General features: G+C 58.1%; 17 protein-coding genes. 5 read left to right on the forward strand and 12 right to left on the reverse strand.

Going from position 1 to position 24070, the window contains the following annotated elements; all coding sequences use genetic code 11:
- Nucleotides 1-322: 322 nt before the first annotated feature.
- The 7 genes from Mal15_RS12430 to Mal15_RS12460 form a co-directional block, all read right to left on the reverse strand.
- Nucleotides 323-3748: a PVC-type heme-binding CxxCH protein gene (locus tag Mal15_RS12430; RefSeq protein ID WP_233903421.1), complete on the reverse strand. Its 3426-nt coding sequence runs from the start codon at nt 3746-3748 to the stop codon at nt 323-325.
- A gap of 144 nt (nt 3749-3892) precedes the next feature.
- Nucleotides 3893-5143, reverse strand: a complete 1251-nt coding sequence (locus Mal15_RS12435) for an SGNH/GDSL hydrolase family protein (protein WP_147868061.1) — start codon at nt 5141-5143, stop codon at nt 3893-3895.
- Between the two features lie 38 nt (nt 5144-5181).
- Nucleotides 5182-6057: a ThuA domain-containing protein gene (locus Mal15_RS12440; RefSeq protein WP_147868062.1), complete on the reverse strand. Its 876-nt coding sequence runs from the start codon at nt 6055-6057 to the stop codon at nt 5182-5184.
- Nucleotides 6058-6071: 14 nt separating this feature from the next.
- Entirely contained in the window at nt 6072-7262 is a 1191-nt protein-coding gene (locus tag Mal15_RS12445; RefSeq protein WP_167546758.1) for a putative glycoside hydrolase, read from the reverse strand.
- 327 nt (nt 7263-7589) lie between these two features.
- Entirely contained in the window at nt 7590-9386 is a 1797-nt protein-coding gene (locus Mal15_RS12450) for an arylsulfatase (protein ID WP_147868064.1), read from the reverse strand.
- Nucleotides 9387-9845: 459 nt separating this feature from the next.
- Complete coding sequence (locus tag Mal15_RS12455; protein ID WP_147868065.1) at nt 9846-10526, reverse strand: response regulator; 681 nt, start codon at nt 10524-10526, stop codon at nt 9846-9848.
- A 10-nt stretch (nt 10527-10536) separates the two neighbouring features.
- The gene (locus tag Mal15_RS12460; RefSeq protein ID WP_147868066.1) at nt 10537-12549 is read right to left on the reverse strand and encodes a histidine kinase; all 2013 of its coding nucleotides are present in this window, start codon (nt 12547-12549) and stop codon (nt 10537-10539) included.
- A gap of 216 nt (nt 12550-12765) precedes the next feature.
- Between Mal15_RS12460 and Mal15_RS12465 the strand changes: the two genes are divergently transcribed.
- Entirely contained in the window at nt 12766-14019 is a 1254-nt protein-coding gene (locus tag Mal15_RS12465; RefSeq protein WP_147868067.1) for a DUF1559 domain-containing protein, read from the forward strand.
- A 51-nt stretch (nt 14020-14070) separates the two neighbouring features.
- Nucleotides 14071-14265, forward strand: coding sequence for a hypothetical protein (locus tag Mal15_RS12470; RefSeq protein ID WP_147868068.1), 195 nt, complete (start codon nt 14071-14073; stop codon nt 14263-14265).
- A gap of 105 nt (nt 14266-14370) precedes the next feature.
- Here the strand turns inward: Mal15_RS12470 and Mal15_RS12475 are convergent, their stop codons facing one another.
- From Mal15_RS12475 to Mal15_RS12495, 5 genes are all read right to left on the reverse strand, one after another.
- Nucleotides 14371-14622 (reverse strand): hypothetical protein, encoded by a 252-nt coding sequence (locus Mal15_RS12475; RefSeq protein ID WP_233903422.1) that lies wholly within the window; start codon nt 14620-14622, stop codon nt 14371-14373.
- On the reverse strand, nt 14619-15854 hold the full coding sequence (locus Mal15_RS12480) for a DUF1559 domain-containing protein (RefSeq protein ID WP_147868069.1): 1236 nt from the start codon (nt 15852-15854) through the stop codon (nt 14619-14621). Before Mal15_RS12480 ends, Mal15_RS12475 begins: the two co-directional genes overlap by 4 nt.
- Nucleotides 15855-16374: 520 nt before the next feature.
- Nucleotides 16375-17709 carry an APC family permease gene (locus Mal15_RS12485; protein WP_147868070.1) on the reverse strand — a complete coding sequence of 445 codons (1335 nt, stop codon included), beginning with the start codon at nt 17707-17709 and terminating at the stop codon, nt 16375-16377.
- A gap of 384 nt (nt 17710-18093) precedes the next feature.
- Nucleotides 18094-18441, reverse strand: coding sequence for a hypothetical protein (locus tag Mal15_RS12490; RefSeq protein WP_147868071.1), 348 nt, complete (start codon nt 18439-18441; stop codon nt 18094-18096).
- Nucleotides 18438-18632: a hypothetical protein gene (locus tag Mal15_RS12495; protein WP_147868072.1), complete on the reverse strand. Its 195-nt coding sequence runs from the start codon at nt 18630-18632 to the stop codon at nt 18438-18440. Before Mal15_RS12495 ends, Mal15_RS12490 begins: the two co-directional genes overlap by 4 nt.
- Here Mal15_RS12495 and Mal15_RS12500 point away from each other — a divergent pair.
- Genes Mal15_RS12500 through Mal15_RS12510 form a run of 3 tightly spaced genes read left to right on the forward strand, consistent with a single transcriptional unit; the run spans nt 18631 to nt 24043 of the window.
- Nucleotides 18631-20049: an efflux RND transporter periplasmic adaptor subunit gene (locus Mal15_RS12500; RefSeq protein ID WP_147868073.1), complete on the forward strand. Its 1419-nt coding sequence runs from the start codon at nt 18631-18633 to the stop codon at nt 20047-20049. The genes Mal15_RS12495 and Mal15_RS12500 overlap by 2 nt on opposite strands.
- A 13-nt stretch (nt 20050-20062) precedes the next feature.
- Nucleotides 20063-23509: an efflux RND transporter permease subunit gene (locus Mal15_RS12505; protein ID WP_147868074.1), complete on the forward strand. Its 3447-nt coding sequence runs from the start codon at nt 20063-20065 to the stop codon at nt 23507-23509.
- Between the two features lie 12 nt (nt 23510-23521).
- Nucleotides 23522-24043: a hypothetical protein gene (locus Mal15_RS12510; protein WP_147868075.1), complete on the forward strand. Its 522-nt coding sequence runs from the start codon at nt 23522-23524 to the stop codon at nt 24041-24043.
- The last annotated feature ends 27 nt before the right edge of the window (nt 24044-24070 follow it).

The raw sequence follows: 24070 nt of genomic DNA on the forward strand, positions 1-24070 counted from the left end.
AAGATGATGGGGGCAAGATGATGGGGGCAAGATGATGGGGGCAAGATGATGGGGGCAAGATGATGGGGGCAAGATGATGGGGGCAAGATGATGGGGGCAAGATGATGGGCGGAGGAGGATGGGGGCTGTCATTGTTCTGCCGCGTAGTGTGCTGCCTTCTCCGATCACTAGAGCTTCACGGGATTGTTGAATTAATCGTTTTCGATGAACGAACAGTACACTACGAGCCCGACGCGCTCGCGAGGGGATTTGCTGTGCCCCTTGCTAACGCTGCGGGCTTGTAAATCAACAGGCCGTCACATTGCCGGGGCGAACACATGGCTTACATCCCACCTTCGGGCTGAATTCTGATGGCGGGATCCATCGCTTTCAATTCGACCCGCAGACCGTGATTCAGTCGATCGGGATCGAGCCCGAACGTGAAGGAGTGCCGTCCTTTGGCCAGTTGGATTGGAGCGGTAAGGTCGTCGATTGATTCTCCGTCCAGCCAGAGCGTCAGTCCATCGATGGAGTTGATTTCCAAGCCGGCCGTCCCGGCGATTAGCACATTGACGAAACCGCGGGCAAAGACCGCTCCGCCGGGCGGGAGCTCATCGGCTGGCAATTCTCCGCTGACCTTGCTGTAGGCCGGCAACCAGTTGGCGTCGTCTGGTGGCGGTACGAACGCGCCGGACGCCGAGATCACGCGCCACTTTCGAATGACCGGGCTTTCATCGTTTGCGTACACGCCGGGTTCGCCTAAAACGGAGAGGAACTTGACCAGATCCAAGAACTCGCCGCGGTTTTGCAACTGGTCGGCCAGCCCCGAGGGCATCAGCGACTTTGCCGGAACCTCGGCTTCGATCTCATCGGCGTCCAGACGCACCTCTTTGCCGAGTTCGGCCGAGTCGCGGACGACAACTTCGTTTTCGTTTCGGAAGGTCACGATGCCCGTTTGCACTTGACCGCTGTCGAGTAAAAACGTCCGCGTTTCGTAGTGTTCCGCGATCGCGGCGTTGGGTTCAAGAATCGACTGAACCAAATAATTCGTTTTCGCTGCGGTTCCCACAGCCACCAGGTTCGGACCGATCACTGGGCCGGCCGAACCGATCGCGTGGCAGCGGGTGCAGGAGACGGACTCGCGGCGATAAACCAGCTCGCCACGCGCCGGATCACCAAGTGATTCCACGTCCGCGGTGAGTGTTTCCAGGTCTTCGGCAAGCAGTTGAGCACTCAGGGAACCCGTCGTTGCTGACCGGCGAAACAATTCTGCCAGACGATCGGAAAGCAGACCGGTGTCGCGATGAAACCGGCTGACGCTCTCAATGACCGCCGGGTGAATCTCGCCACCCTGCCGTCGGGTATTCCGCAGTGCGTTGCCAAGCAGTTCGCCGCCGGTCTGGTATTGCAAAAGCGTTTTGACCAGCGGCACCGGATCGACCCCCTGCGGATCTTCGGTCAACAGTTCGGCGGCCGCAGCGACGCCGCGAGCCAAATTCGCCTGGGCGAGTCCGGCTACCGCGGCATAACGTGTCGGCAGGTCAGCGGTCTGGGAAAGATCCGACAGTGTTGCCTCGTAACGTTTGCTGCTGGTTTTGGCGAGTGCCACGGCCAGAGCGAGTTTGACCGCGGCACTGTGCGAGTCACCTTGAAGTGCCGCGATCTGATTGCGACCGGCCACTCCCCACGCGCCTAGCGTTTCGGCGGCGAGAACGGCGATCGATTCGTTCTCGTGGCTGAGCAGTTTTTCGAACCCGCGAAACGCGCGTTTCAACGACCGGGGGGCATCGGGATCGGCGATCTGCTGCAAGGTTTCCAGCATCGCGATCGTTGCCGCCTCGGACTTTAAGCCTCCGTCCGTGCTGATCGCCGCGACAATCGTCAGTACGTCATCCTCGGTTGCGGCCTCGCGTAACTGTGCCGCAATGGCGGTGATGTCTTGCTCCGTTGGGGAACTTGCCTTTAGAAACACCGCCAGTCGACGCTGCAATCCGATCCCCGCGTTCTGCTCGGCGAACTCACGATGACTCGGCTTGGCGAATTGCAATGTCCCTGCGTCCATCGCTGGACGCCAGTAGCGTTCCAAGGCGTTCATCGTCTGGGGAAGTGCCAGGTCTAACACGGGGTCGCCGGGATGATCGAGTGAATTCAAGGCCGCCACGAACGACTCCGCACGGGGAATGAACCCGGCCGACAGCACGGCTTCCATTCGTGTGCGAGGGAATGGATCCGCGGCAGCGCGGGTGATCATGCCCACCGGATCGGAAAGCTGGTCGTGCCAGTACCGGATCACTCGCGCGCCGGCACTGCGGGCATGCCCATCGCTTGCGGCAAGTACTCGAATAAGAATGTTTTCGCTGACACGTTCGACGTTCTGGCACGCCCACATCGCTTCGACCAGATGATGATCGTGATCCGGGGTATCGGGATCGAGCGATTCCACCCAGGATTCCAACGCGGCGAGCACCAGGTCCGGGTCTCGTTCACTCAACTCCTTTCGGGCCTGATGACGCGTCCACGCTTCGGGGCTTTTCAGGTGGTCGATCAGCGCGTCGACGGAAATCCCAACCAGCGTCGGCTTTTTCGCAAGCGGGCGCTGGGTGTGGGTGATCCGCCAGATGCGGCCGTGGTCGTGATCACGGCGAGGGTCGCGAAAGTCATGCTGGGCGTGGTTGATGATGGAGTTGTACCAGTCGGCAACATACACGGCGCCGTCAGGGCCGATCTTCACGTCGACCGGACGGAAGTTCGGGTGTCTGGAGCTGATCAACGGGGCCAGCACTTTCGCGCTGAACCCGGCACCGTCCTCGATCAGTTCATACCGGACCACCGTGCGACTCTTAAAACGCCCCGTCAGCAATTGTCCTCGGATGTCTTCCCCGATGTGGCTGCCGGTCGCCAGATCGCCGCCGCACTGTTTTTCGGTACTGATCAGCGGTTTGACGCGAACCGCTTCGCCGCTGTTTCCCGTCGCCGGGGACAAATGCATGATGCGGGGGTTGTTCACCATGAACGACTGCCCCCAACGATCGAAGACGTGCCCCCAAGGGTTGCCACCGGTGCCGCGACAGAACAGTTGCAGCTCAAGCGTGCGAGGGTTGAATTGATAAACCCCTCCGTTGAAATTGCGTACCACGCCGTATTGCGTTTCGACTTGTGAATGCAGGAAAATGCCTTCTTGGAAATAGATCCAGCCTCCCGGGCCGCGACGCCAGGCGCTGATGCTGTGGTGACTGTCTTCGATCCCGAACCCCGTCAACACCAATTCCTTGACATCGGCGACATCGTCACCATCGGTGTCCTTCAAGAAAAAGACGTCGGGCGATTGCGCGACGTAACAGCCGCCGTTGGCAAGTTCGATCCCGGTCGGAAGATACAAACCATCGGCGAAGACCGTCGACTTGTCGGCCACACCATCATCATCGGTGTCTTCCAGAATGATGATTTTGTCGTTGGCAACCTCGCCCGGCTTGAGTTGGGGATAGGCCCACGAACAGGCGACCCAAAGTCGTCCTTTCGAGTCCCAGTGCATGTGGACCGGATTGGCAAACATCGGATCGGCGGCGAACAGGTTGACTTGGTAACCCGGCAGTAAATCGAAGTTTTCTCGCTGCGACTCCGGATCATGATTGTTGATCAAATCCAGATCCGCGCCTTTCAGGTTCGCGATCTTGATGCCCGTTGCGTCCTGTCCCGATGCCGTGTGTCCGAGTGCCAATCCCGCCAGCAGCAAGCCGACGCAAGGCAACAGATTTCCAGTTCGATTCATGGTTTTCATCATCAATGATCCGGCGTTGTTGGTGGATCGGGTTGGTGTTCAGGCTTTAGCCGCCCGCTGTCGCTGCTACGCAGCGACCGGGAGTCGCCTAAAGGCTAAACACCAACTCGGTGCCTGCGCCGTGCGATCGGAGAACTAATTCGGTTTTGAAATTCGAGAAAGACGCCAGGACCGTGTCTTGAGCTCCATCCCTCGGCTCAGCTGTCGATCCAGCTCAATGGCAAGCTGGTTGAATTGGATGACTTCTTGGGGAAGCGATTTGCCGCTGGGGGACGCGCGGCGCTCGCCGACGATGTGGACTTGATTGAGTGCCTTCCAGCTGTACGTGAATTGCAGATTCTTGTCATTGACCACCGCACGGTATGTCTGGGCCGTTTCGTGGGCCGGGGATGAATCGATGGCCACGCCTTGAGACCAGGCTTGAGCGGACGCGGTGGCAACGGGATGGTCATCCACCGTCAGTCGGTAGGTGCCGCGCGGAAGATTTTCGACGACCAAAGTGTCTCGAATGAATTCCAGTTGTGGCGGAAGCGGCTGGTCGGTCGGCGGGCGCAGCCTCGGTGCAGATGTTTCGCTGACCTGAAATCCTAACTCCGCCCCATCGGTTTCCAATTCGGTGACCTCAACTCCTTGAGCCTCCGCCGACTTGGTTGCCGCATCGATCCGCATCAGCCAATTGGGTTGATGGGGGACTCGGTCGTCGGCCGTCAACTGATCAAAGAACGTGTGGCTGATGGCCCAATAACCATACGGATTGAGATGGATTCCGTTGTGGGTCAAATTCGGTCCCGCCGGCTCATCCATCAGATAACGCGACGCTTCGAACAGATCGACAAAGGGGACATTGGCGTCCGTCGCCACCTCGCGCATCGCATGGGTGTACGTCTGGAGTTCGCGATTCTGCCGCGCCCGATCCGGTGTTCGTTTTCCCAGATCCTCGCATGCGATGGGTGAAACCAGGATCAGCCGGACTGCCGAATGACCGTTGTATTGTTTACCAATGTGCGAATCGATCAGGGCCTTCAAATGGTTCTTAAATCGCTCCACGCCCTGTTCGCCATTGAAGGATTCGCCCATGCCGAAGCAGGCGATGATCACATCCGTCTGATGGTCGGTCAGCGTCGATTCCTCGGTCGGGAATCCTGTCGGGCGATCGCGTGCCGACAGCATGTCTCCACCCCATCCCAAATTGCGAATCGAAACGGGATTATCGCGAGTATGCTGCAAGAGCATCGTTTCCAGGTAGCCGTGGATCCTCAATTGATCGGCGAACGTGTTGCCGATGATCGCGATGCGGTCGCCGGGTCGAATGGGCGGCTCGGCGGATGCGAACGAAACGACCAAGAACCACAGGGTAAACGACGCGGGAAAAAGGATTCTGAGCATGGGGCCGAATGATTAGATCGATAGAAAATCGCTTCAGACTACTTTCGGGGCTTTTTGTCGACACGTTCGATGTTCCAGGTCGAAACCTGCTGGTCGGCACTGGGGAGCGGACGATCGACAGCCCAATGGACCGCGTTGACCAACATCCGCACAAACGACTCCTCGGCGAAATCGCCGGGATGCCCGAACGAGGTACCGAACACCTTGCCGCCCCATTCGTTCTGCCAGGCCCAGGCGACGACATCCGATTCTTGCGGTTTCACTTCGACGGTCCCGAACGCTCGTTTGAGTGTGCGGGAACGGCCCTCGCCCGATCCCGTCGCCAACGGCAAACAGTCTGGCTCAAGCCGCGTCAGATAGAGCGTCCCGGGTGAAACCCAGCGTTTCTTGGTCACGTGGGTCATGACCGGGTGGTCGAGGTTTTCTTCGACAACGCTGATTTTTGTTTCACTGGTTTGATGCACCACGTAGGGAGTGCCCAGCGCGCGTCGACCGAAGCCATCGTTCCATGGCTGGTTCGGATGTCCGGCCGGGTACTTGAACGAATGGTTGGCGGTCCGCAGCCCGATCACCGGTTTTCCTGACGTTAGATAATCCAGGATCGGCTGCAATTCGTCGTCGGGCAGCTTCAGGAAACGCATGAAGAAGATCGCCAGGTCGGCGTCCGCTAAAACATCGATACCCGGCAAAACGTTTTCGGTTTTCTTCTCCGGATTTCCCTCGCCCATCACCACGGTCGTGCGAAACCCGAATCGTTCCAACTCTTCGGCAAACACCGGCATCGTCAGTTCTGGTGAATAGTGCAACGTGCCGACCACGATCACCACATGCGGTCGGTCATCCGCGGTCGCTGCCGTCGCGGCACTGGCAAACACGAGGGTCAGTGAGATCGCGGTGAAAAGGAGATTGGACATGTTTCGTGGGAGATTCATTCGGATGGCTTCCTCTGTTCGTGCCAATCGATCTTGGCTTGTTTGGTTTCCAAATTGACCCAAACGTGGGCATGCTGAAAATCACGCTCCAACACCCACCCGGTTTGCTTGGCGTCGGCAAGGGGCGGCCCGAGTTTCTTGTCGAATTCCGGATACCACTCCAAGCAACCATGCCTCATGCGATAGCCCCAGTTGTAAATGAAGTAAGAATGTTCTTGGGCACCGACAAGATACGTAGCCAGTGGGAAAGTGATGTTCTCCGCTGCAAGTTGTCTTTTTCTTGCCAAGGGCATTGCCATCGCCTCGTTGTCGGTCCAGGCAAAACCGGGCCACGCTTTGAAGACGACGATTTTGCCCTGTTTTCCGGACTCAGCCATCGCCTGAATGTCCTTCAACATGCATTCCTTGGAATCACTGTTGAAATGACCGAAGTGCTCGATCATGACGGCATCGGTGTCATCGATAAAGTCGTTTCCAAGATGCTTCGTCGGTGTCGTTCGAATACCGTTGTAAAAGATCAGTTTGTCCTGTCCGATTTTGGCGCGAGTTTCTTTGACGATTTCGACCAGCCCCTGTTGGATCGCGTGGTATTTCGCGTCGCCCCAAATCGCGCGATTGGCTTCGGAAACGATTTGTGGAAACGCGTCCATGAATACTCCATCACAGCTGCCATCGACGACCGCCTTTTTGGCAACGTCACTCCACCACTGCCTGAGCTCCGCGTTCGACAGATCGTAACGCATCAGGTTGCCCCTCTTTTTGTCCAGATTCCCCTCCAGCGTTCGTAGCCACCATTTGGGATGCTTCTGATAGTCATCATGCGCTCGAAACATGCTGTAGTCGAGAAACGTGTTCCAATAGAAGATCACCTTGATGTCAGGGTTGAACCGTTTTAATTGCCTCGCTTCATACTCAATCCCGTCCTCGGTGTGATCGAACTGTTTGCCGGCGTGGCCTTTCTCCAAACAGATGAAACTCGCATGTGAGGCGACAAATTCGGCCTCCGTCGCCGTCATCAAAGGACCGTCCTTGCCGAAATGAAATCCGACGGGGACGGTCTCCCAACTGAACGCGGGATAGTGATCCGTTTTTCCTGGCGATTGAGTAAACCCGGGTGCCGTGCCCGTCAGGATGACGATGGGCAACACGACAGTGACGGCGAGGTTGCGAAGACCAAGATTTCTCATGACTGCGATTTGGTGCATGACATTTCGGACTCCTTGAGTGAACGATCTGTTGTGCGGAGTTTTGCATGCGACGGCCCGGAAGAGCCATCGTACGTGGCGACAGCCCAGAAGGGCTGTCGTACGCGGCGTCGGCCCGGAAGGACGGTCGTACGTGGGAAACGAATTGTTCTTAACTGGACGATAAGGGGACGGGGCTGAATGGCACGGGCTTAGTGAGCCGACGGCGCTAGCCGCGGGTCTTGATGCGCCTTGAACACGGCGGTAAGGCCCGAGGCTAGCGCCTACGGCTCAGCGTTTTGGCTTAAGCCCGTGCCATTCGGGACGGGCTCAGTCGAGGCTTGTGACGGTCACGTAATACGCCCCCAGTTCGCCTTCACTGATTTCGAAAAATGGAGCCAGTTGATAGGACCCTCGTTTCAGATCGGTGACGAACGTGACCTCTTGGGCACCCTCTTGCACGGGTTTCCGGTCCAGGTCTTCGCTGTCGATCCGCAGCACCCCGTGGGTGGCGCCGATGGCATTTCCGGGCACCGATCGAAAGGCTGCGGTGGCACCCGGGACATTTTCTCCTGCGGGTAGTGACGCATTGATCGCCGCCCCCGATTCGGCCGGCCAGCGGCGGAGCGAAATCTGGTACTTGCCGTCGCGAACCACTTTGACCGCCCAATGGCCTCGGTGGACCAGTTTTTCGGCACCGTCATGCGTGCGGTCGGCGGCGCGGATGGACCCTTGGTGCCAGGGGGGATAGACCTTTTGGATCCAGTCATGGGCGGTCAGGCTGACGACCGGGTGTTGCGGGTGTCCCAAGTGGATCTCGGTGGTTTGCGCGAAGGTCGGTTCCAGCTCGGCCCACCATTGTTCATAGAACGCTCGCATCTCTGCCACGATTTCCGGGTGTTGGTCGGCGATGTTGTTCTTCTGGCCGGGGTCGGCGCTCACGTCGTACAGCTCTTTGCGATTGACCAGCCGATACTTGCCGGTCATGACCGAGGAACTGCGCCACTTGATCGGATCGCGAACACGCTGGGAATCACTGATCACAAAGCGTTTGGGCCAATCTATCTCCTTTTTGGGATCGAGCAGATCGGCGATCGAAACGCCATCGAAGGTTACATCCGCCGGCTTCTTCACACCGGTCAAGTCAAGCAGGGTCGGGACGATGTCGACCGCGTGCGTCAGCTCATTGACGTCGTGTTGTTGGTTCAGTCCGCCGGAGGGCCAATGCAAGAAGAACGGGACCCGGTGGCCGCCCTCGTACGGGCTACCCTTGCCGGCTCTCATCCCGGCGTTGTAGATCTTTGCCCCGCTGGCCGTCCCGTTGTCGGTGGTGAAGACGAAGATGGTGTCGTCGGCGATTCCCAGGTCTTTGACCAGCCGGCGCGTCTTGCCGACGTTGTCGTCGATATTGGTGATCATGCCGTAAAACGCGGCGATGCTATCGGATTGCCCCTCGTACATCTTCAGATACTTCGGCGGGCAATGAAGCGGTTTGTGCGGTGCGTTGGTCGAGATGTACGCAAAGAACGGTTTTCCCTGTTCGGCACACTTGCTGATAAACGCGTTGGCCTGCTGAAAAAAAACGTCGGTGCAAAAGCCTTTTGCGGGAACGATCTCGCCGTTGTGGAAGTACGACCCGTCAAAGTAGGCGTTGTCCCAAACGTCGGGGGTTTGGCCGATTCCGCCGCCGCCATGTCGGTAAACCTCCGTGAACCCGCGGTCCTCCGGGCGATAGGGGTAGTTGTCGCCGAGATGCCATTTTCCAAACATGCCCGTTTCGTAGCCGGCGTCGGAAAACATTTGGCCGACGGTGACTTCGTTTTCGCGCAACATCGATCGGCCCATGATCGTGTGCCAAACGCCGGTGCGGTTGGTCCAGTGCCCGGTCAGCAGCGAGCATCGTGTGGGAGAGCAGGTCGGAGCGACGTGATAATCGCTCAGCCCAGAACTTTCTGATGCCAATTGATCGATGTGCGGTGTCTTGATGATCGGGTTGCCGGTGCAACCGAGGTCGCCGTACCCTTGGTCATCGCTGATGACAAAGACGACGTTGGGAGGGGCCGCTGCGAGCGATCCGTAAATGAATAGACCGATAGAGGTCAAGCACAGACGACGGATGAGAGTCATTAGCGGTCGGGAAATGAAAAGAGGGTTGGAGGTGTGGGGACGCGATTATCGGCACGCAAGCGGCGGATGGCTATCCGGTGTTTACGGGACCGAGGGACACCACCTGCAGGCTTTTCAGCAGGAGATTCAGTAGATCACGCCGCATGGGCTGTGCGAGATCGCGGGACGTCCTATCGCAAAGATTCCCGAATCGTCTCTACGATCAATAAAGACGACTAGGGTGTAGCCAGGCAGGAAAACTCGGTCGACATCAGTCGGTTCCGTAAGTGGCCTCGTTAATTGGCCATCTACGGAAGTCAGGTAAGAAGATTTCGGGGGTAAGAAGATGATGAAATACAACCTCCATTGGGATTGGTCAATTTTCCTACCTCCAAAATCTTCCTACCACTCCACTCCTTACATCGTAAGCAACCAGAAAAAGGACGGCAAATTGCTGTTAGGCTCCTACTGCACGCGACGTTACTGTCCCGAACGCTGTTTGCTGGCGTGGAAAAGCCCCAGTCGATGGGCCTGGTTCACTGCCGACGGCGCGTTGGAGACATTCAGTTTTTCATAGATGTGTGCGACGTGCGTATCGACGGTGCTGTAGCCGATGCCGAGTTGACGGGCAATTTCTTTTTTGACCAAACCTTCGGCAAGCAGCTGAATAATCTCCAGCTCGCGCTGAGAAAGAGGAACCTGGTCTTCGTCCGCGGGAAGCCGGGTCTGCAGGCTTTCCAGGATGAACTTGGCAACGCCTTTGTCCAACGGCGCTCCGCCACTCATGACCGTCCGGATCCCGTCGGCGATCTCATCCAACGTTGCTGATTTTAAAAGGTATCCAGAGGCACCGAGCGCAATCGCGCGCAGCACATCTTCCTCGTTGTCCGACTGGGTCAGGATGATGACCTTGGTGTGGGGCGCCGACTCGCGAAACCCCGCGAGTGCCTCGAGGCCGCTCATTCCGGGAAGCCGCAGGTCAAGCAAGATCAGATCTGGTTGTTCGCTCGGCGTGGCATTCCGAATCGAGCGCAGGGCGATTTCTGCCGTCCCGAATTGCCGGGACAATTCCACGCCTTGCGATTGTTCCAACGCCAATCGGACCGCTTCCCGATACTCCGGGTTGTCTTCGACCAACATGATGCGAACGCTTTTGATCATCGTTTGCCCTTCACGATAACAAGCCAAACTTCTTGGTGCGAAGTTTCAGGGTGATTTTTGTTCCGCCGCCGACGAGCCGACTGGCCGAGACCTGGGCTCCGGCAAGTCGGGCGCGGCGGCTGAGTGATCCCGGGATCCGGCTGATCTGAGAGTCATTGAGACCACATCCGTTGTCGGTGATCGTCAGCCGCAGGCCCTTGCGATCTGCCGCCAGATGCGTGATCACTTCCGTTGCATGGGAGTGTCTCAAAATATTGGTCAAACATTCCTTGTAGAACAAGAACAGGTCGATCCGGACGCTCGGCTTGAGTTCCCGGACGTAGCCCTCCCCTTCAAACGTCAGCGTGTGTTCCAAGTCGTTCAACAGACGATTCGACGTCCGCTGCATGTCCTCCATCAGATCGCCGAACAACCCCTCGGATTCTAACAGGTTCGAACAGTAGCGGGTTGCGGCGCCACTTCGCTCGGTCAATTCACGAACCCGACGGAGCAAAGGTTTCAGTCGATCAGGCGAGTCGGCGGCCGCTTGGGCGAGATCGCCCAGCAAGCCGATCGCGTGCAGATTGGCGCCCAGCTCGTCGTGCAAGTCGGCCGCGATCCGTTCGCGGGTTCGTGAGACGGCGCGTTGCCGTATCGAGCGTTCGGCGAGAACAGTCGAGACAGCGATGAATCCGAGCAACCCGGTCAACCAGCTCAGGCGACGGAGGATCGCCTTTTGACGCTGGTAACGTAGCCTCAACTCCGCCGCGATCCGTGGCCGCTCCGTTTCCAGGTCGTGCCGCATCGCCAATTCGCTCATCCAATCACGAATCGGCAAAATCCGTCCGAAAAGGTTGTTGCCGTCGGTCAGCGTGGACGCCGATCTGGAGGTGAGGTCCGGATCCAAGTTGACTGTGACGGGCGCACCGAGCGCCACATTGATTCCGTCGGAAATCACTTCGATCTCTGCAAAACCGACCCGCGCCTGCGTTGGGCCTCCTTCGGAATCCGTGTTCGGCTCGTTGACGATCAATCGAACGTATCGGCAATGCTGCTGGGGAAACCGACGCATGATGATCGGCCCGGCATCGTAGATCGAATGCATCTGGTAGTCGCACAGTCGCACGGCGTCCGAAAAATCCGATTCGGTCGCACCTTCGACGACCATCGATCGCGGGATCCCGAAATCATCTGTCAGGGCTTGCGGAACGTTGTCACTTAATTCTGTCGCATGCAGGTGGATGCGGCTCAACGGCACACATCGGCGGAGGTCGATTTCTATCACCGGCGTCGTCCCGAGGCTGGTTCGGCTGACGAACGCCAAACTCTGCTCTCCGTCATGGGCATCCATCAAATAGGGAACAAAACCGTCGACCAAGTAGTCTTGATGCCGAGGCAATCCACGCTCCAATTGGTCGGATGAAGAGACTTGGACGGACTGCCGAAGGGCGAGGTTATCCAGGCCGCTGAAAACCAGGATCTCGGAGAGCTGCAGAATATGCCTGTCGTCCCATCCCCGTGGTGAAAGCCTGGCTACCTCCAGACGCACCCAAGAGGCTTGAGTCGCCGGAAAGGAGATGACGACCGGAGCCACACGGGGCAAGAGTTGATCGTCGGCGTTAAATCGTGCCACTACTGTCCCATTGGGATCTGGATCCGAGCCGACACGGATGGAAAACTCCAGCGGAAAACCATCGGCGCGGAACCCTTTGGCTGTGTCACGCCAGATCATCGGCACCAGCACCACCTGATCGATCGATGCTTGCTCGGAAAGAGAAATTTGAATCCATTCCGGGTGATCACTCCTCGCTTGTGGGATCGAGCGAAAGCCGACTGCGCCGACCCCGGTTCGCATGCTGGGTTTGGCCAGCATGGTCAGTTGCTCTTCAAGCGTCGCCAAACGCCGCTCCAACGCCGAGAGCGAGAGACGCTTCAGCGGCGCGTCCGATTCCACCGCCGGCGCCCTGATCACAAACACGACCGCCGCGCCAACGATCGTCGCCATCGCGGCAAGCGCCAGAAGGATGCGTGGAAGCGGCGACATGGACACGGCTTTTTGCAATGGAAACGTTACCGATCGATCGGCATCAATCGAAACCGCGAATCTCGATGAGTCCTATCCCGTGAATACGGGATGCGACAATCTCTCGCAAAGGAGTACATTCTAACCGCAACGGCCGCCTTTGGGGCAGTCATCCCCAGTGCGCGGATTCCTTGTCGGGTGTCTCTCACCGAACTCATTCTCGCTTCGGGTAGTCTGATGAAAGATTCTAGGGTCAGTCGTGGTTTCACGTTGGTGGAGCTACTTGTCGTCATCGCCATCATCGGGATCTTGGTGGGCTTGCTGCTGCCGGCGGTCCAAGCTGCTCGCGAAGCGGCGCGGCGGATGAGCTGTAGCAACAATTTCAGGCAAATTGGGATCGGCATCCACAACTACCACGCCGCGTACAAACGAATCCCCACCCAGGGCATCGGGACGGTTGCGACGCCCAGCCACAACCGGGCGTGGTGGCAGGAGAGCGGGGCGGGCAGTAGTCTGTTCGTCAACAATCGACGCTTGAGCACGTTGGTCGGCATTTTACCGTTCGTCGAACAGCAAGCGGTCTGGGACCAAATCTCCAACCCCAACGCGACACGCACCGACGGCGATCAGTCGGCAGCCGCAGGAACTCGCACCAGCCCTTGGGCGCCCATGGGGCCCACGCCCGGCACCATCCAGTACATCCCCTGGACGCTTGAGATCCCAACGTTCCGCTGTCCCAGCGACCCGGGCGTGGGATTGCCGGCGCTGGGACGAACGAACTACGCCGCCTGCCTCGGTGACAGTCACTACTTTACGATGTGGGGTCCATGGAACAATCAACGCACCGAACCACGTCACACCGGGCGGAGTCGCGAAGCGCGCGCCTCGCACCGTGGTTTCTACAAGCCGTTCGATGACACCGGTCGCTTCCGTGACGTGCTCGATGGCCTATCGAACACGATCGCGATGGGAGAAATCGCGACGGACTTGGGTGACAGCTTCATCTCAACCAGTCCTCCGAAAGACGGCCGGGGACTGGGCGGCAACCTCGCTGTGATTCGGATGGTCCGCGACAACCCGGGCACGTGTGACCAGTTCATCGATCCCGACCGCCCGCGATTCTGGCTCAACGGGGGAGACCGGCTGACGCATGCCCGTGGGTTCAAATGGGCCGATGCGAATCAAATGTTCTCGGGATGCTTTACCATTTTGCCGCCCAACAGCGCCTACTGTGGACGGCACAATTCGAATCACCTTTCGGGGACCGCCCCGGTGTCCAGCCGACACACCGGCGGGGCGCATGTCCTGATGGCCGACGGAGCGGTGATCTTCATCACCGATTCGATTGAAGCCGGCAGCCGAAACCAAGGCGACGTCTGGAGCGGCGGGACGGGCAATCGCGCCCCCGGCAGCGAAAGCCCCCACGGACTTTGGGGAGCCCTCGGCACTCGCGCCAACAGCGAAACGATCGAAGAGCAACTCAACCAGTGAGTCACGACTGTCGGCGTTGTCAGTTAACCTCAAACCTCCTTGGAACTTCTGATGAAAACGATTTCTCGCGCGCTTCTGGCGATCTGCTGGTCGATTGCAATCTTCGCCCTGGCAGGTTGCGGCGACGATACAAAACCCAAGTCGATGACCGAGGGCGTCGACTTGAGCGAAATCGAAGCCTACGAACAGTCGGTCCGAGAGATGGAAGCCGAGGACGCCGGTGAGATGGATGATGTGAAACCCTAACCACCGGACGTCACCAGGCTTCAGATATCGAGCCGTTGCGGCGTGACGGAACATCGTTGCGATTCGATGTTCCGATTCACGCGGCAACAGGCATCACGGATGCGTCTATTCCATTGATCCGCCGGGTTCCGGTTGTGCATCCAGCTCTTCCATGCTGATGTTCAGTTCCGGATTCTCGGCAAGGAAAGCTTCGATTTCATTCGAGTCGGTCGAAACCGTTGGCGTGTCCTTGCTGCATCCGAAAACGCAGGCGAGAAACAGAAGCAGTGACGAGAGTATTAAGTTTCTGGGCATGATGTTGTGGTGATTGAAGGTGGTTTGGGAAACGGATTGCAAACGAACGAGACCCGTGATCATTGAAAGTCTTGGATGACTTCGCCGGACGCTCGCGTTCCGAGCGCTCCCCAAAGTCCGTAGGGGCTCTCGATCCCCGGCAAAGAATTGGGATCGGTGTGCTGTGAATGCACGCCGACTTGTCCCCGGCTGGGATCTCCCGCTTCGATCGAATCGGTGATGAACACCACCGCACCGTCGCCCATCAGTACGTGGCAGCCCCCTTGGTGCCGGCTGCTGGGCGGGGCGACGACGATGGACACGGCGTTGGAATTGCCACACAGTTCCGCGTTGGGTGGCAGGATCGTCAACACTTGGGTGTACAGCGGCAACAGCGACGACCACTTGAATCCGCGTTTCTCTTCCGCACTGCCGGACAGGCGGTTGGGAGCGGGGTTGTCCGACCAGAACCGTGGCCGGTCCGGGTCCAGGCTTTGCCGGCAGTTGAGGTTCCCACCCTGGTTGACGATGTTGATGGACGAATCAAGCAGATGAGTCCTCGCGTCGCGATCGCCGAGGTCCGTCGCGATCTCTCCCATGAAGATCGTGTTGGAAAGCCCATCGAGACAGTCTCGGAATTTGGACTGCAGTTGGACGGCAAAGGCGCCCCGCTGGGCAGCGAGGACGCGTTGGTACATCGGCGGCGTTCCGTGGGATTGACGGATTCCGGTCAAACGATTGAGCGCGCCGCCGAAACCCGTGTCACAGGAATCGCCGGTGCAGATCGCGTAGTTCGTGCGCCCGGATGCGGGTATCCCCACCCCCGGATCACTCGGGCATCGCAGCGTCGGAATTTCAGTCAACCAAGGGGCGTAGTTGCCCTGTGACAAGTGCGCCGACAAAGGCATCCCCGGCCAAGGTCCCATCGGGTTATACGTCCGTGTCGCACCGGATGAGTCAACCGTTTGGAAAGGATTTCGGATCTGATCCCAGAGTCCTTGTTGCTCGAAGAACGCGGTCAAGCCCACCAGGGCGGACAGCTCAATGCGGTTGTTGCTGCGTCCATCGCTCGCAGCGCGTCCGGCGTGCGGCCCCTTGGTTCCGCCGCCGTGCGGCGGCAACTGCTTGTACGCCGAGTGGTAGTTGTGGATGGCGAGTCCGATTTGTTTGAAGTTGTTGCTGCAACTCATGCGTCGCGCCGCTTCACGTGCCGCTTGAACCGCGGGCAGCAACAAGCCGACAAGAATGCCGATGATTGCGATCACAACCAATAGCTCGACCAGCGTAAAACCACGCTTCGTTGTTCTGACCTTCATACCGATCCTCCCTTTCGCTCAATGTCGAAGCGAAAGCATTCGTTGGGATAGAAAAAGTAACAAGACGTATCGGATGACCGACCGCTACAAGGAATCCAGTAGCAAGTCGCCCAGGGGCCGCCTTCCCCAACACGCGATGACCGTGCACGATCCAGAGATGACCGTGCTCGCAGAAACTAATTCGAGCGCGTTTGGCGTTTCAAGTAGCAAGCCGCGCCCCCCAGAAGTAACAGGCGCAGCTAAGGTTGATCCATCGCCGCTACCGATTGCTACCGGGGTGCAAACACCTACCCGGCGCGAAAAAAATATTGCCGTCTAATTCATGAAGAAACTCAGCCAAAGCGTCCAACAAAATCGCGTCGCAAAAGCACGCCCTTGCATGTCGCAGATCATTGTCATCGCGTCGCATTTGCAGCTCATCAAATGCGTCTTATCGATGGATACTACAGGGTCAACGATAGCGTTCGAGAGAGATGCGCCGGGTTCGGCAAACCGGAAACCGAAGCTTTGGCCGTACCCACTAGGCGTGCTGGTGTTCGTGATCGTCGGCATCGTCATTCCACGTCAGGAACAGTTTTTCGCCGACGAAGATGACGACGATCCCACCCAGAGCAACCCAGATGACCAACATGTCGCTGTTGGCCTTCATCCACACGAATGCGGCAAGAATCACTGCATCCAGCAGTAACGCGCCGATCGGGATCCACCGATTGGCTTGGATTTCTTCACGCACGCGTCTCAGCACGCCCCAATGGACCGCCATGTCCATCACGATGTAAAAGATTGCTCCCAGCGACGCGATCCGCGACAGGTCAAACAGAAGCGTCAGCGTGATCGCGAAGACCACGGTGTAGACCAACGTGTGTTTTTGGATGCTTCCCGGCATCCCGAAATGTCGGTGCGGCACCAAGTTCATCTCACTAAGCATCGCCAGCATTCGTGAAACCGCAAACGTGCTGGCGATCAGACCGGAAATGGTCGCCACGATTGCCAGTCCAGCGGTGAAGTAGATTCCCCCGTCGCCGAACGCCGGGCGAGCGGCTTCTGCCAGTGCAAAGTCGCGACTTTCGATGATCTCTGAAACCGACAGATTCCCGGCGACCGCAAATGCGACCAACAAGTAAACCACCAAACAGATCGACAGTGAGATCATGATTGAGCGGCCGATGTTCTTTTCCGGATTCACGATCTCCGAGCCGCTGTTGGTGATGGTGGTGAAGCCCTTGTAAGCCAGCAACGCGAGGGCGGTGGCGGACAAAAAACCGCCCGCGGACGATTTTTCAGATACGCCAGCACCCTCGAAGGTCAGCCCGGAAACCCACAGTCCAGCGGCTGCAAAGATGACGATCCCCGCGATCTTGATCACCGCGGTGACGGTTGAGAATGTCCCAATGAATTGGTTGCCCAGGATATTGATGATAAAGGCCAGGACCAACAAACCGACTCCCAAGGCAGGCACCAAGAATTGGTTGTCTTTGGCATCGAACAACTGCAACGTGTACGTCCCAAAGGTTCGCGCGACAAGGCTCTCATTGATGACCATGGAAAAGTACATCAAGAGCGCCATGCCGGCCGTGACCGTCCCCTTTCCATAGGCCTTCATCAGAAACATTGCGATGCCGCCGGCGGAGGGATACTGCTGGGCCATCTTGATGTAGGAGTAGGCGCTAAACCCGGCGACGACGGCCGCGGCCAGAAACGCGTATGGAAACAGCCCCCCCGTCTGTTCGGCAACCTGACCGGTCAAAGCGAAGATGCCGGCTCCGATCATCACGCCGGTCCCCATCGCGACCGACCCGGTCAAGGAGAGACTGTCTTCTTGGTATTCTTCGGCTTGTGAATTCGATTCGCTCATCAGGCCCTTCTCACTTGTCATCCGCGGGGAGGTTCGAAGACCTTGACGCCGCAAATGCCGGGCCAGCGTATCGCAAGCGTTCCTCGCGCTGTTAACGTGCGACCTTCGAATGATCAACGACCGGAGTGGTTCGCAATCGACCCGCCGGCATCCCTCTCCGCTAATCTCACCGGCTCCACAGGACGTCGTGGCGGAGGAGACGTCGGCAGGGAAGGTCGCATTCCAAGCAAGCGCTCTTGGACGGGATGCGACCGGCGGCGTATACTGCAGCTGTCCGTCTATTGAGGAGAGTTGCGTTTGAACCGGTTCGTTGCGTTTGTCCTGTTGCCATTTTTGACCTTTGGGAATGCGTTCGCGCATTCCCATCCGGGAGAAATTGTGCCCTCAGATCACGCAATTCGTCCGCACATCCATGTGGGCGGGCATCGCCACGCTGCCGATGGTCATGAGTGCGAAGCCGGCACTCACGTCCAAACGGGCACAACGTGTGGCGGGAAGCTCTTGTCGCCGAGCGTTGAATCGATCGACGTCCCGATGGACCACGATTCGACGGCGGTCTATCTCGCTTCCGGTTCCGACTACGCTTGCACTGCCAAGCCCGTTGATGTTCAACGAGAGTTGCTGCAAGGAGTCGCTGTTGGAGCAACCGACCGTTTCGTTCCAGCATTGGCCAGCGCTGTCGATCCGCCCGTCGAACGACGAACCGGCCAGCTCCCTCTCTTTCTGCTTCATGCTGCGCTGAGGTTGTAGCCAGACCAGCCGCGAGCACGTTTGTTCGCCTGCTGATTGCTACGTTCTTTCCCCTCGTTCTGCGGCATTGGTGTTCGATCCGTTACCGGATTTGAGCCGAAACCGCTTCCCCCTGCGCCGTTGATGGTCGTGCGTCTTCGTTCGTCCGCCATCCGCGTGAGGTTTCGAATCATGTCAATAAAAAAAGCGATTCGCGTGCTGGCCGGTCCGGCGGTGGTCCTGGTTTGTCTGGGCGGGCTGTGGGCGTTTCGCGCCCAACTGATTCCACCGCCGACGACGCCCCAACCTCATGACGGGAGCTCTGATTCGGCATCGACCGAATTGGAGGTGCTCGAGCTCAACCCGCAAGCGAGGAAGAATCTGAATCTGGTCTCCAAAGCGGTGAAGCCCACCGACTATTGGCGCGTCGTAACGATTCCAGGCATGGTTCAGGATCGTCCCGGCGTCTCCGACCGTGGCGTCACGTCACCCGCCGTCGGTGTCGTGTCACAGATTCACGTGTATCCCGGTGACACGGTGCAACCGGGCGAGCCCCTGGTGACGTTACAGCTTTTCAGCGAGTACTTGCAGGCGACGCAGACGGCGCTTTTCAAGGCGGCTCAGGAAATCTTGCTTGTCCAGGCAGAACTAGATCGCGTCACCGGACTCGCCAGCGTCGGCGGTGTCTCTGGCAGCCGCGTGATTGAGCTCAGGAACGAGATCAAGCGACAGCAAACACAAGTCCAGGCTTCCCGGCAAGAGTTGCTCACACGCGGGCTGCGACACGAGCAGATCGAGCAAATTGAATCGGGCAACTTCGTCTCGACGATTGAAATCGTCGCGCCGCAGCCCCGGTCACTGGACCGCGTCACGACCGAAGGAAACGATCGGGCCGTCGTCGAGGCAAGTTTTATCGTCGCGGATCAACCGGACCGGTGGATTGCCTATGAAGTCCAGCAGTTGCGGGTGGAGCTTGGGCAAACCGTCCAGGCGGGTCAGGTGATTGCGGACCTTTCGAACCATCAATCGTTGTATGTCGTTGGGCATGCGTTCAAACGCGAAGCCGTTTTTTTGGAAGCTGCCGCGCAGCAGGGACGCGTCATCGAGATCGAGTTTGCCGACGACACACCGGGGAACTGGCCCGACCTGGAGCAAACGTTTTCGATTCGCCACCTGTCCAACACGATCGATCCGGACAGTCGCACCTTCGATTTTTTTGTCCCGCTGTCCAACCAGTCGCGATCGTATAGGAAAAACGAGGAAACCTTTCTTGTTTGGCGATTTCGCCCCGGCCAACGAGCACGTATTCACGTCCCGGTTGAACAACTGGATAACGTATTCGTCATGCCTGCCGATGCAGTCGTCAACGAAGGATCGGAGTCGTATGTCTTCCGCCAGAACGGAGACTTGTTCAACCGCTTCTCGGTGCACGTGTTGCACCAAGACCGCCGCCATGTCGTGATTGCGAATGACGGCAGCATGACGCCGGGCGCCTACTTCGCACAAAACGCGGCTGCCTCACTCAATCGCGTGCTGAAAGCTCAGACCGCGAGCGGCGAGCAACCGGGGCTGCATGTGCATGCCGATGGAACCGTACACGCCGCTCACTGACGGGTGATTCCCCATGCTTGATTCAATTATCCGACTTTCACTGCGTTATCGAACGCTGGTTTTGATCACCAGCTTGGTGATCTTGGTTTATGGGGCTTATCTGGCGGCCGAAATGACCATCGACGTCTTTCCCGATCTTGACCGGCCACGCGTCGTGGTCATCACCGAGGCGCCCGGGCTGGCGACCGAAGAGGTCGAAACGCTGGTCACACAACCGATCGAAATCGCCTTGATGGGGGCCAGCGGAGTCCAGGCGGTGCGCAGCCAAACCACGGCCGGGCTGAACGTCATCTATATCGAATTTGACTGGGCGACACAGATACGCGCCGCCCGTCAAACGGTCAGCGAGCGGTTGAGCACTCTGGAGGGAATCCTCCCGGAGGGCATCCGCCCGCAAATGACGCCGCCTTCCTCGATCATGGGGCAAATCGTGGTGGCGGGCATCTATCGCCAGCGCGGCCCCGGCGGAGGTGTTTTGGCGCCGGTCGGTGGGACCGACGCCATCGCAGAACTCGTCGGACAAGGTGATGGTCCAACGATTCGAGTCTGGTCTGCGGGGGATCGCCACGATTTTTCCAGCTGGGAACCTGTGGAATCACAACTTCTCGACTGGGCCAATGCCCCCGATGCAAGCACCAACGATCTCGCTGGAACGGCAAGGCTTGAAATTGACGGAAAACAGCATGACGTGCTGTTCGCCACTCGAACCAAACAATCGTTGGAACTGCGGACGATTGCGGATTGGGTGATCCGACCGCGATTGCTGAAGGTCACCGGAGTTGCCGAGGTTTTCATGCAGGGGGGCGACCGAAAGCAATACCAAGTTTTGCTGGATCCAACCGCCTTGTTGGAATACGACGTGACCGTGCAAGACGTCGAAAAAGCATTGCGAGAGAGCAACATCAACACCAGCGGCGGTTTCGCGATCACGGGAGAAACCGAGCGGCCGATCCGAGTCCTCGGGCGGCTCGGAAGCGGGAATCGCAACATCGTCGACGACTTGAAGAAGATCGCAGTCGCGAAACACCCCAAGCGAACCGTCTTGCTGGATCAGGTTGCCAGGGTGCTGGAAGGCCCAGAACTAAAACGAGGAGATGGCAGCGTCAACGGTGAAGGCGGAATCGTCTTTACCGTCGTCAAGCAGCCCCATGTCGACACACGCACATTGACCGACGATGTCGCGGCGGCTTTGGAGGAGGTCGAAGCCTCGCTTCCGGCAGAGATCGTGATCAACTCCGAACTTTTTCGTCTGAAGAACTTTATCGACCGAGGGATCTTTAATGTCGCCGAAGCATTGGTCATCGGTGCGACGTTGGTCATCATCGTGCTGTTCTTGTTCCTGCTGAACTTCCGCACGACGTTCATCACGTTGACCGCGATCCCCCTGTCGCTGGTCATCACCACACTGGTCTTTCGCATCATCGGGTGGCTGAGCAGCAGTGAACTTTCTATCAACGTCATGACACTGGGGGGGATTGCCGTCGCGATGGGCGAACTGGTCGATGACGCCATCGTCGACGTTGAAAATATCTTCAGGCGTTTAAAAGAGAACCATTCCCGCGAAACACCGCAACCTGCCATCCAAGTGGTCTATGAAGCCAGCAAGGAGATTCGCAGCGCCATCCTTTTCGGCACCACCGTCGTCATTCTAGTGTTCCTGCCGCTGTTCGCGTTGTCCGGTGTCGAAGGACGTTTGTTTGCACCGTTGGGATTTGCCTACATCGTTTCGATTCTCGCTTCGTTCGCTGTTTCGTTGACCCTTACGCCGGTTTTGTCGTTCTACTTGTTGCCGGGGGCTGGTGCGACGCATCGGGAACAAGACGGATTCTTGCTCCGCGTGCTGAAGTCGTTGGCGATCCCATTGATTCGAACCAGCATGGCGATTCCCGGCAGTTTGCTGATCGTGACATGGCTGGTTGTCGCGGTTGCCGCGATCCAGTTGTCAACGCTCGGACGCAACTTCCTGCCTCCGTTTGACGAAGGCAGTGTCCAGGTCAACGTGACCTTGCCACCGGGATCATCGCTGGAAGCATCGAATCAGGTGTCCGAATCGATCGACGGTGTGTTCAAGAGCATGCAGCAATCCGCGGACAACCCGGACGGCGAGGTATTGAACTTTGTCCGCCGAACCGGTCGGGCCGAGATGGACGAGCACGCTTCGCCGGTCAACTTTGGGGAATACATCCTGAGCATGAACCCCGACGCCCAGCAGGGACGCGAGGAAATGCTTGCCGAGTTGCTCGAACGGATTAAGACCGAAGTTCCGGGCGTGGACATCGAAGTCGAACAACCGCTGGCTCACTTGATCAGCCACATGGTGTCGGGGGTCTATGCTCAGATCGCGATCAAGATTCACGGCGATGATCTGAACACGTTGCTCGCGCTCTCCGAACAGGTAAAGGATTCCATTGCCGATGTCCAGGGAATCACTCCGCCGATCGTTGAACCGGTCCGCATGACCTCCGAACTGCACATCGAATTGCGCGGCGACGACTTGGCCCTGTTCGGTCTGACCCGCCAGTACGTCGCCGACGTGCTGCAAACGGCATTGCAAGGGACCGTGGTCTCGGAGGTCTTGGAAGGTCAGCGTCGTTTCGATTTGCTGATTCGATTGGAAGAGGAATACCGGACGGACTATGCGAATCTGGGACGGCTTCGGATCGATTTGCCACACGAAAGCGGTCAAACAGAAAGAGGGCAAATCGAATTGCGCGACGTGGCCAGTATCTACGAAGGAACTGGTCCCAATTCGGTTAATCGCGAAAACGCGCGTCGACGGATTGTGATTCGTTGCAACACCCAAGGCCGTGACTTGGCCGGCGCGGTGGCCGAGATTCAGACGCGAATCGGCGATCAAGTCTCGATGCCTGTCGGCTACTACGTGGAATACGCCGGACAGTTCGAGAGCCAACAGAATGCAACACGATTGATCGTGATCCTTGCCGGGGTCTCCGTCCTCGGGATGTTTGGCGTGTTGATGATCCTGTTTCCTTCGGTGCGGATCGTTTTACAGATTCTCAACGCGTTGCCGACCGCATTTATCGGCGGGGTGCTCGCATTGGTCGTGACCCAGCAGAACCTGACCGTGGCCAGTCTGGTCGGTTTCATCTCCTTGGGTGGCATCGCAGTACGCAACGGGATTCTGCTGGTCACCCATTACTTTCACCTGATGAAAGAAGAAGGTGAGAGTTTTTCGCAATCAATGATCATCCGGGGCAGTCTGGAGCGACTCGCGCCGGTTCTGATGACCGCGTTGACGGCCGGCATCGGACTGATCCCACTGGTGCTGGGAGGACAAGAACCCGGCAGAGAGATTCTCTACCCGGTCGCCACGGTGATTCTGGGCGGCCTGATCACATCGACCTTTTGTGAGTTCCTGATTCACCCAGGACTGTTTTGGAAATTCAGCGGAAGAGACGCCAAGCGTTTGGCGGACGCTGAACAAGTGACTTCGATTTAATGGACTGAACCCATGAAAATGTATGCTTTCCTAGTGTTCCTCCCTGCACTGTTGCTCGCTGCCGGTTGCCAATCCTCGACGGAGCCCGAGACCCCGGCGACTTCAGCGGAAGCTGCACAGGACCACAGCGATGACGAAGATCAACGTGACCACAGTGTCAAGGGGCACGGCCACGGCATCGGGCCACACGACGGGACCGTGGCCGACTGGGGCGGTGGAAAATACCATCCCGAGTTCACTGTGAACCACGACAATCAAGAAGCCACGGTCTACATCCTCGGACCGGATGAAAAAACACCGGTTCCGATCGAGGCGGAGTCGATCGAGTTGAGCATTTCCAATCCCGAGATGCAGCTGACTCTCAACGCGTCACCACAGGAGGGTGACCCGGAGGGAATGGCTTCGCGTTTTGTCGGCAACCACGAAAAGCTAGGCGTCGTTCAAGAGTACGCCGGAACCGTGAGTGGTGTGATCGAGGAAACGCCGTACGCAGGGGACTTCAATGAAGGAGATCACGAGGGACACGCGCATTAGCGTGTTGCCTGGTGCATCGCCGGACGG

Origin of the sequence: Stieleria maiorica (genome assembly GCF_008035925.1) — a bacterium.
GTDB classification, from domain to species: Bacteria; Planctomycetota; Planctomycetia; order Pirellulales; family Pirellulaceae; genus Stieleria; species Stieleria maiorica.

Excerpts from the sequence above, each read along its gene's own strand:
- Mal15_RS12440 (WP_147868062.1), bottom strand. The coding sequence starts at position 6,057 with ATGTCCAATCTCCTTTTCACCGCGATCTCACTGACCCTCGTGTTTGCC.
- Mal15_RS12495 (WP_147868072.1), bottom strand. The coding sequence starts at position 18,632 with ATGATTCGAAACCTCACGCGGATGGCGGACGAACGAAGACGCACGACC.
- Mal15_RS12455 (WP_147868065.1), bottom strand. The coding sequence starts at position 10,526 with ATGATCAAAAGCGTTCGCATCATGTTGGTCGAAGACAACCCGGAGTAT.
- Mal15_RS12470 (WP_147868068.1), top strand. The coding sequence starts at position 14,071 with ATGAAAACGATTTCTCGCGCGCTTCTGGCGATCTGCTGGTCGATTGCA.
- Mal15_RS12480 (WP_147868069.1), bottom strand. The coding sequence starts at position 15,854 with ATGAAGGTCAGAACAACGAAGCGTGGTTTTACGCTGGTCGAGCTATTG.
- Mal15_RS12450 (WP_147868064.1), bottom strand. The coding sequence starts at position 9,386 with ATGACTCTCATCCGTCGTCTGTGCTTGACCTCTATCGGTCTATTCATT.
- Mal15_RS12460 (WP_147868066.1), bottom strand. The coding sequence starts at position 12,549 with ATGTCGCCGCTTCCACGCATCCTTCTGGCGCTTGCCGCGATGGCGACG.
- Mal15_RS12490 (WP_147868071.1), bottom strand. The coding sequence starts at position 18,441 with ATGAAGCAGAAAGAGAGGGAGCTGGCCGGTTCGTCGTTCGACGGGCGG.
- Mal15_RS12475 (WP_233903422.1), bottom strand. The coding sequence starts at position 14,622 with ATGATCACGGGTCTCGTTCGTTTGCAATCCGTTTCCCAAACCACCTTC.
- Mal15_RS12510 (WP_147868075.1), top strand. The coding sequence starts at position 23,522 with ATGAAAATGTATGCTTTCCTAGTGTTCCTCCCTGCACTGTTGCTCGCT.
- Mal15_RS12430 (WP_233903421.1), bottom strand. The coding sequence starts at position 3,748 with ATGAATCGAACTGGAAATCTGTTGCCTTGCGTCGGCTTGCTGCTGGCG.
- Mal15_RS12500 (WP_147868073.1), top strand. The coding sequence starts at position 18,631 with ATGTCAATAAAAAAAGCGATTCGCGTGCTGGCCGGTCCGGCGGTGGTC.
- Mal15_RS12465 (WP_147868067.1), top strand. The coding sequence starts at position 12,766 with ATGAAAGATTCTAGGGTCAGTCGTGGTTTCACGTTGGTGGAGCTACTT.
- Mal15_RS12435 (WP_147868061.1), bottom strand. The coding sequence starts at position 5,143 with ATGCTCAGAATCCTTTTTCCCGCGTCGTTTACCCTGTGGTTCTTGGTC.
- Mal15_RS12445 (WP_167546758.1), bottom strand. The coding sequence starts at position 7,262 with ATGAGAAATCTTGGTCTTCGCAACCTCGCCGTCACTGTCGTGTTGCCC.
- Mal15_RS12485 (WP_147868070.1), bottom strand. The coding sequence starts at position 17,709 with ATGAGCGAATCGAATTCACAAGCCGAAGAATACCAAGAAGACAGTCTC.
- Mal15_RS12505 (WP_147868074.1), top strand. The coding sequence starts at position 20,063 with ATGCTTGATTCAATTATCCGACTTTCACTGCGTTATCGAACGCTGGTT.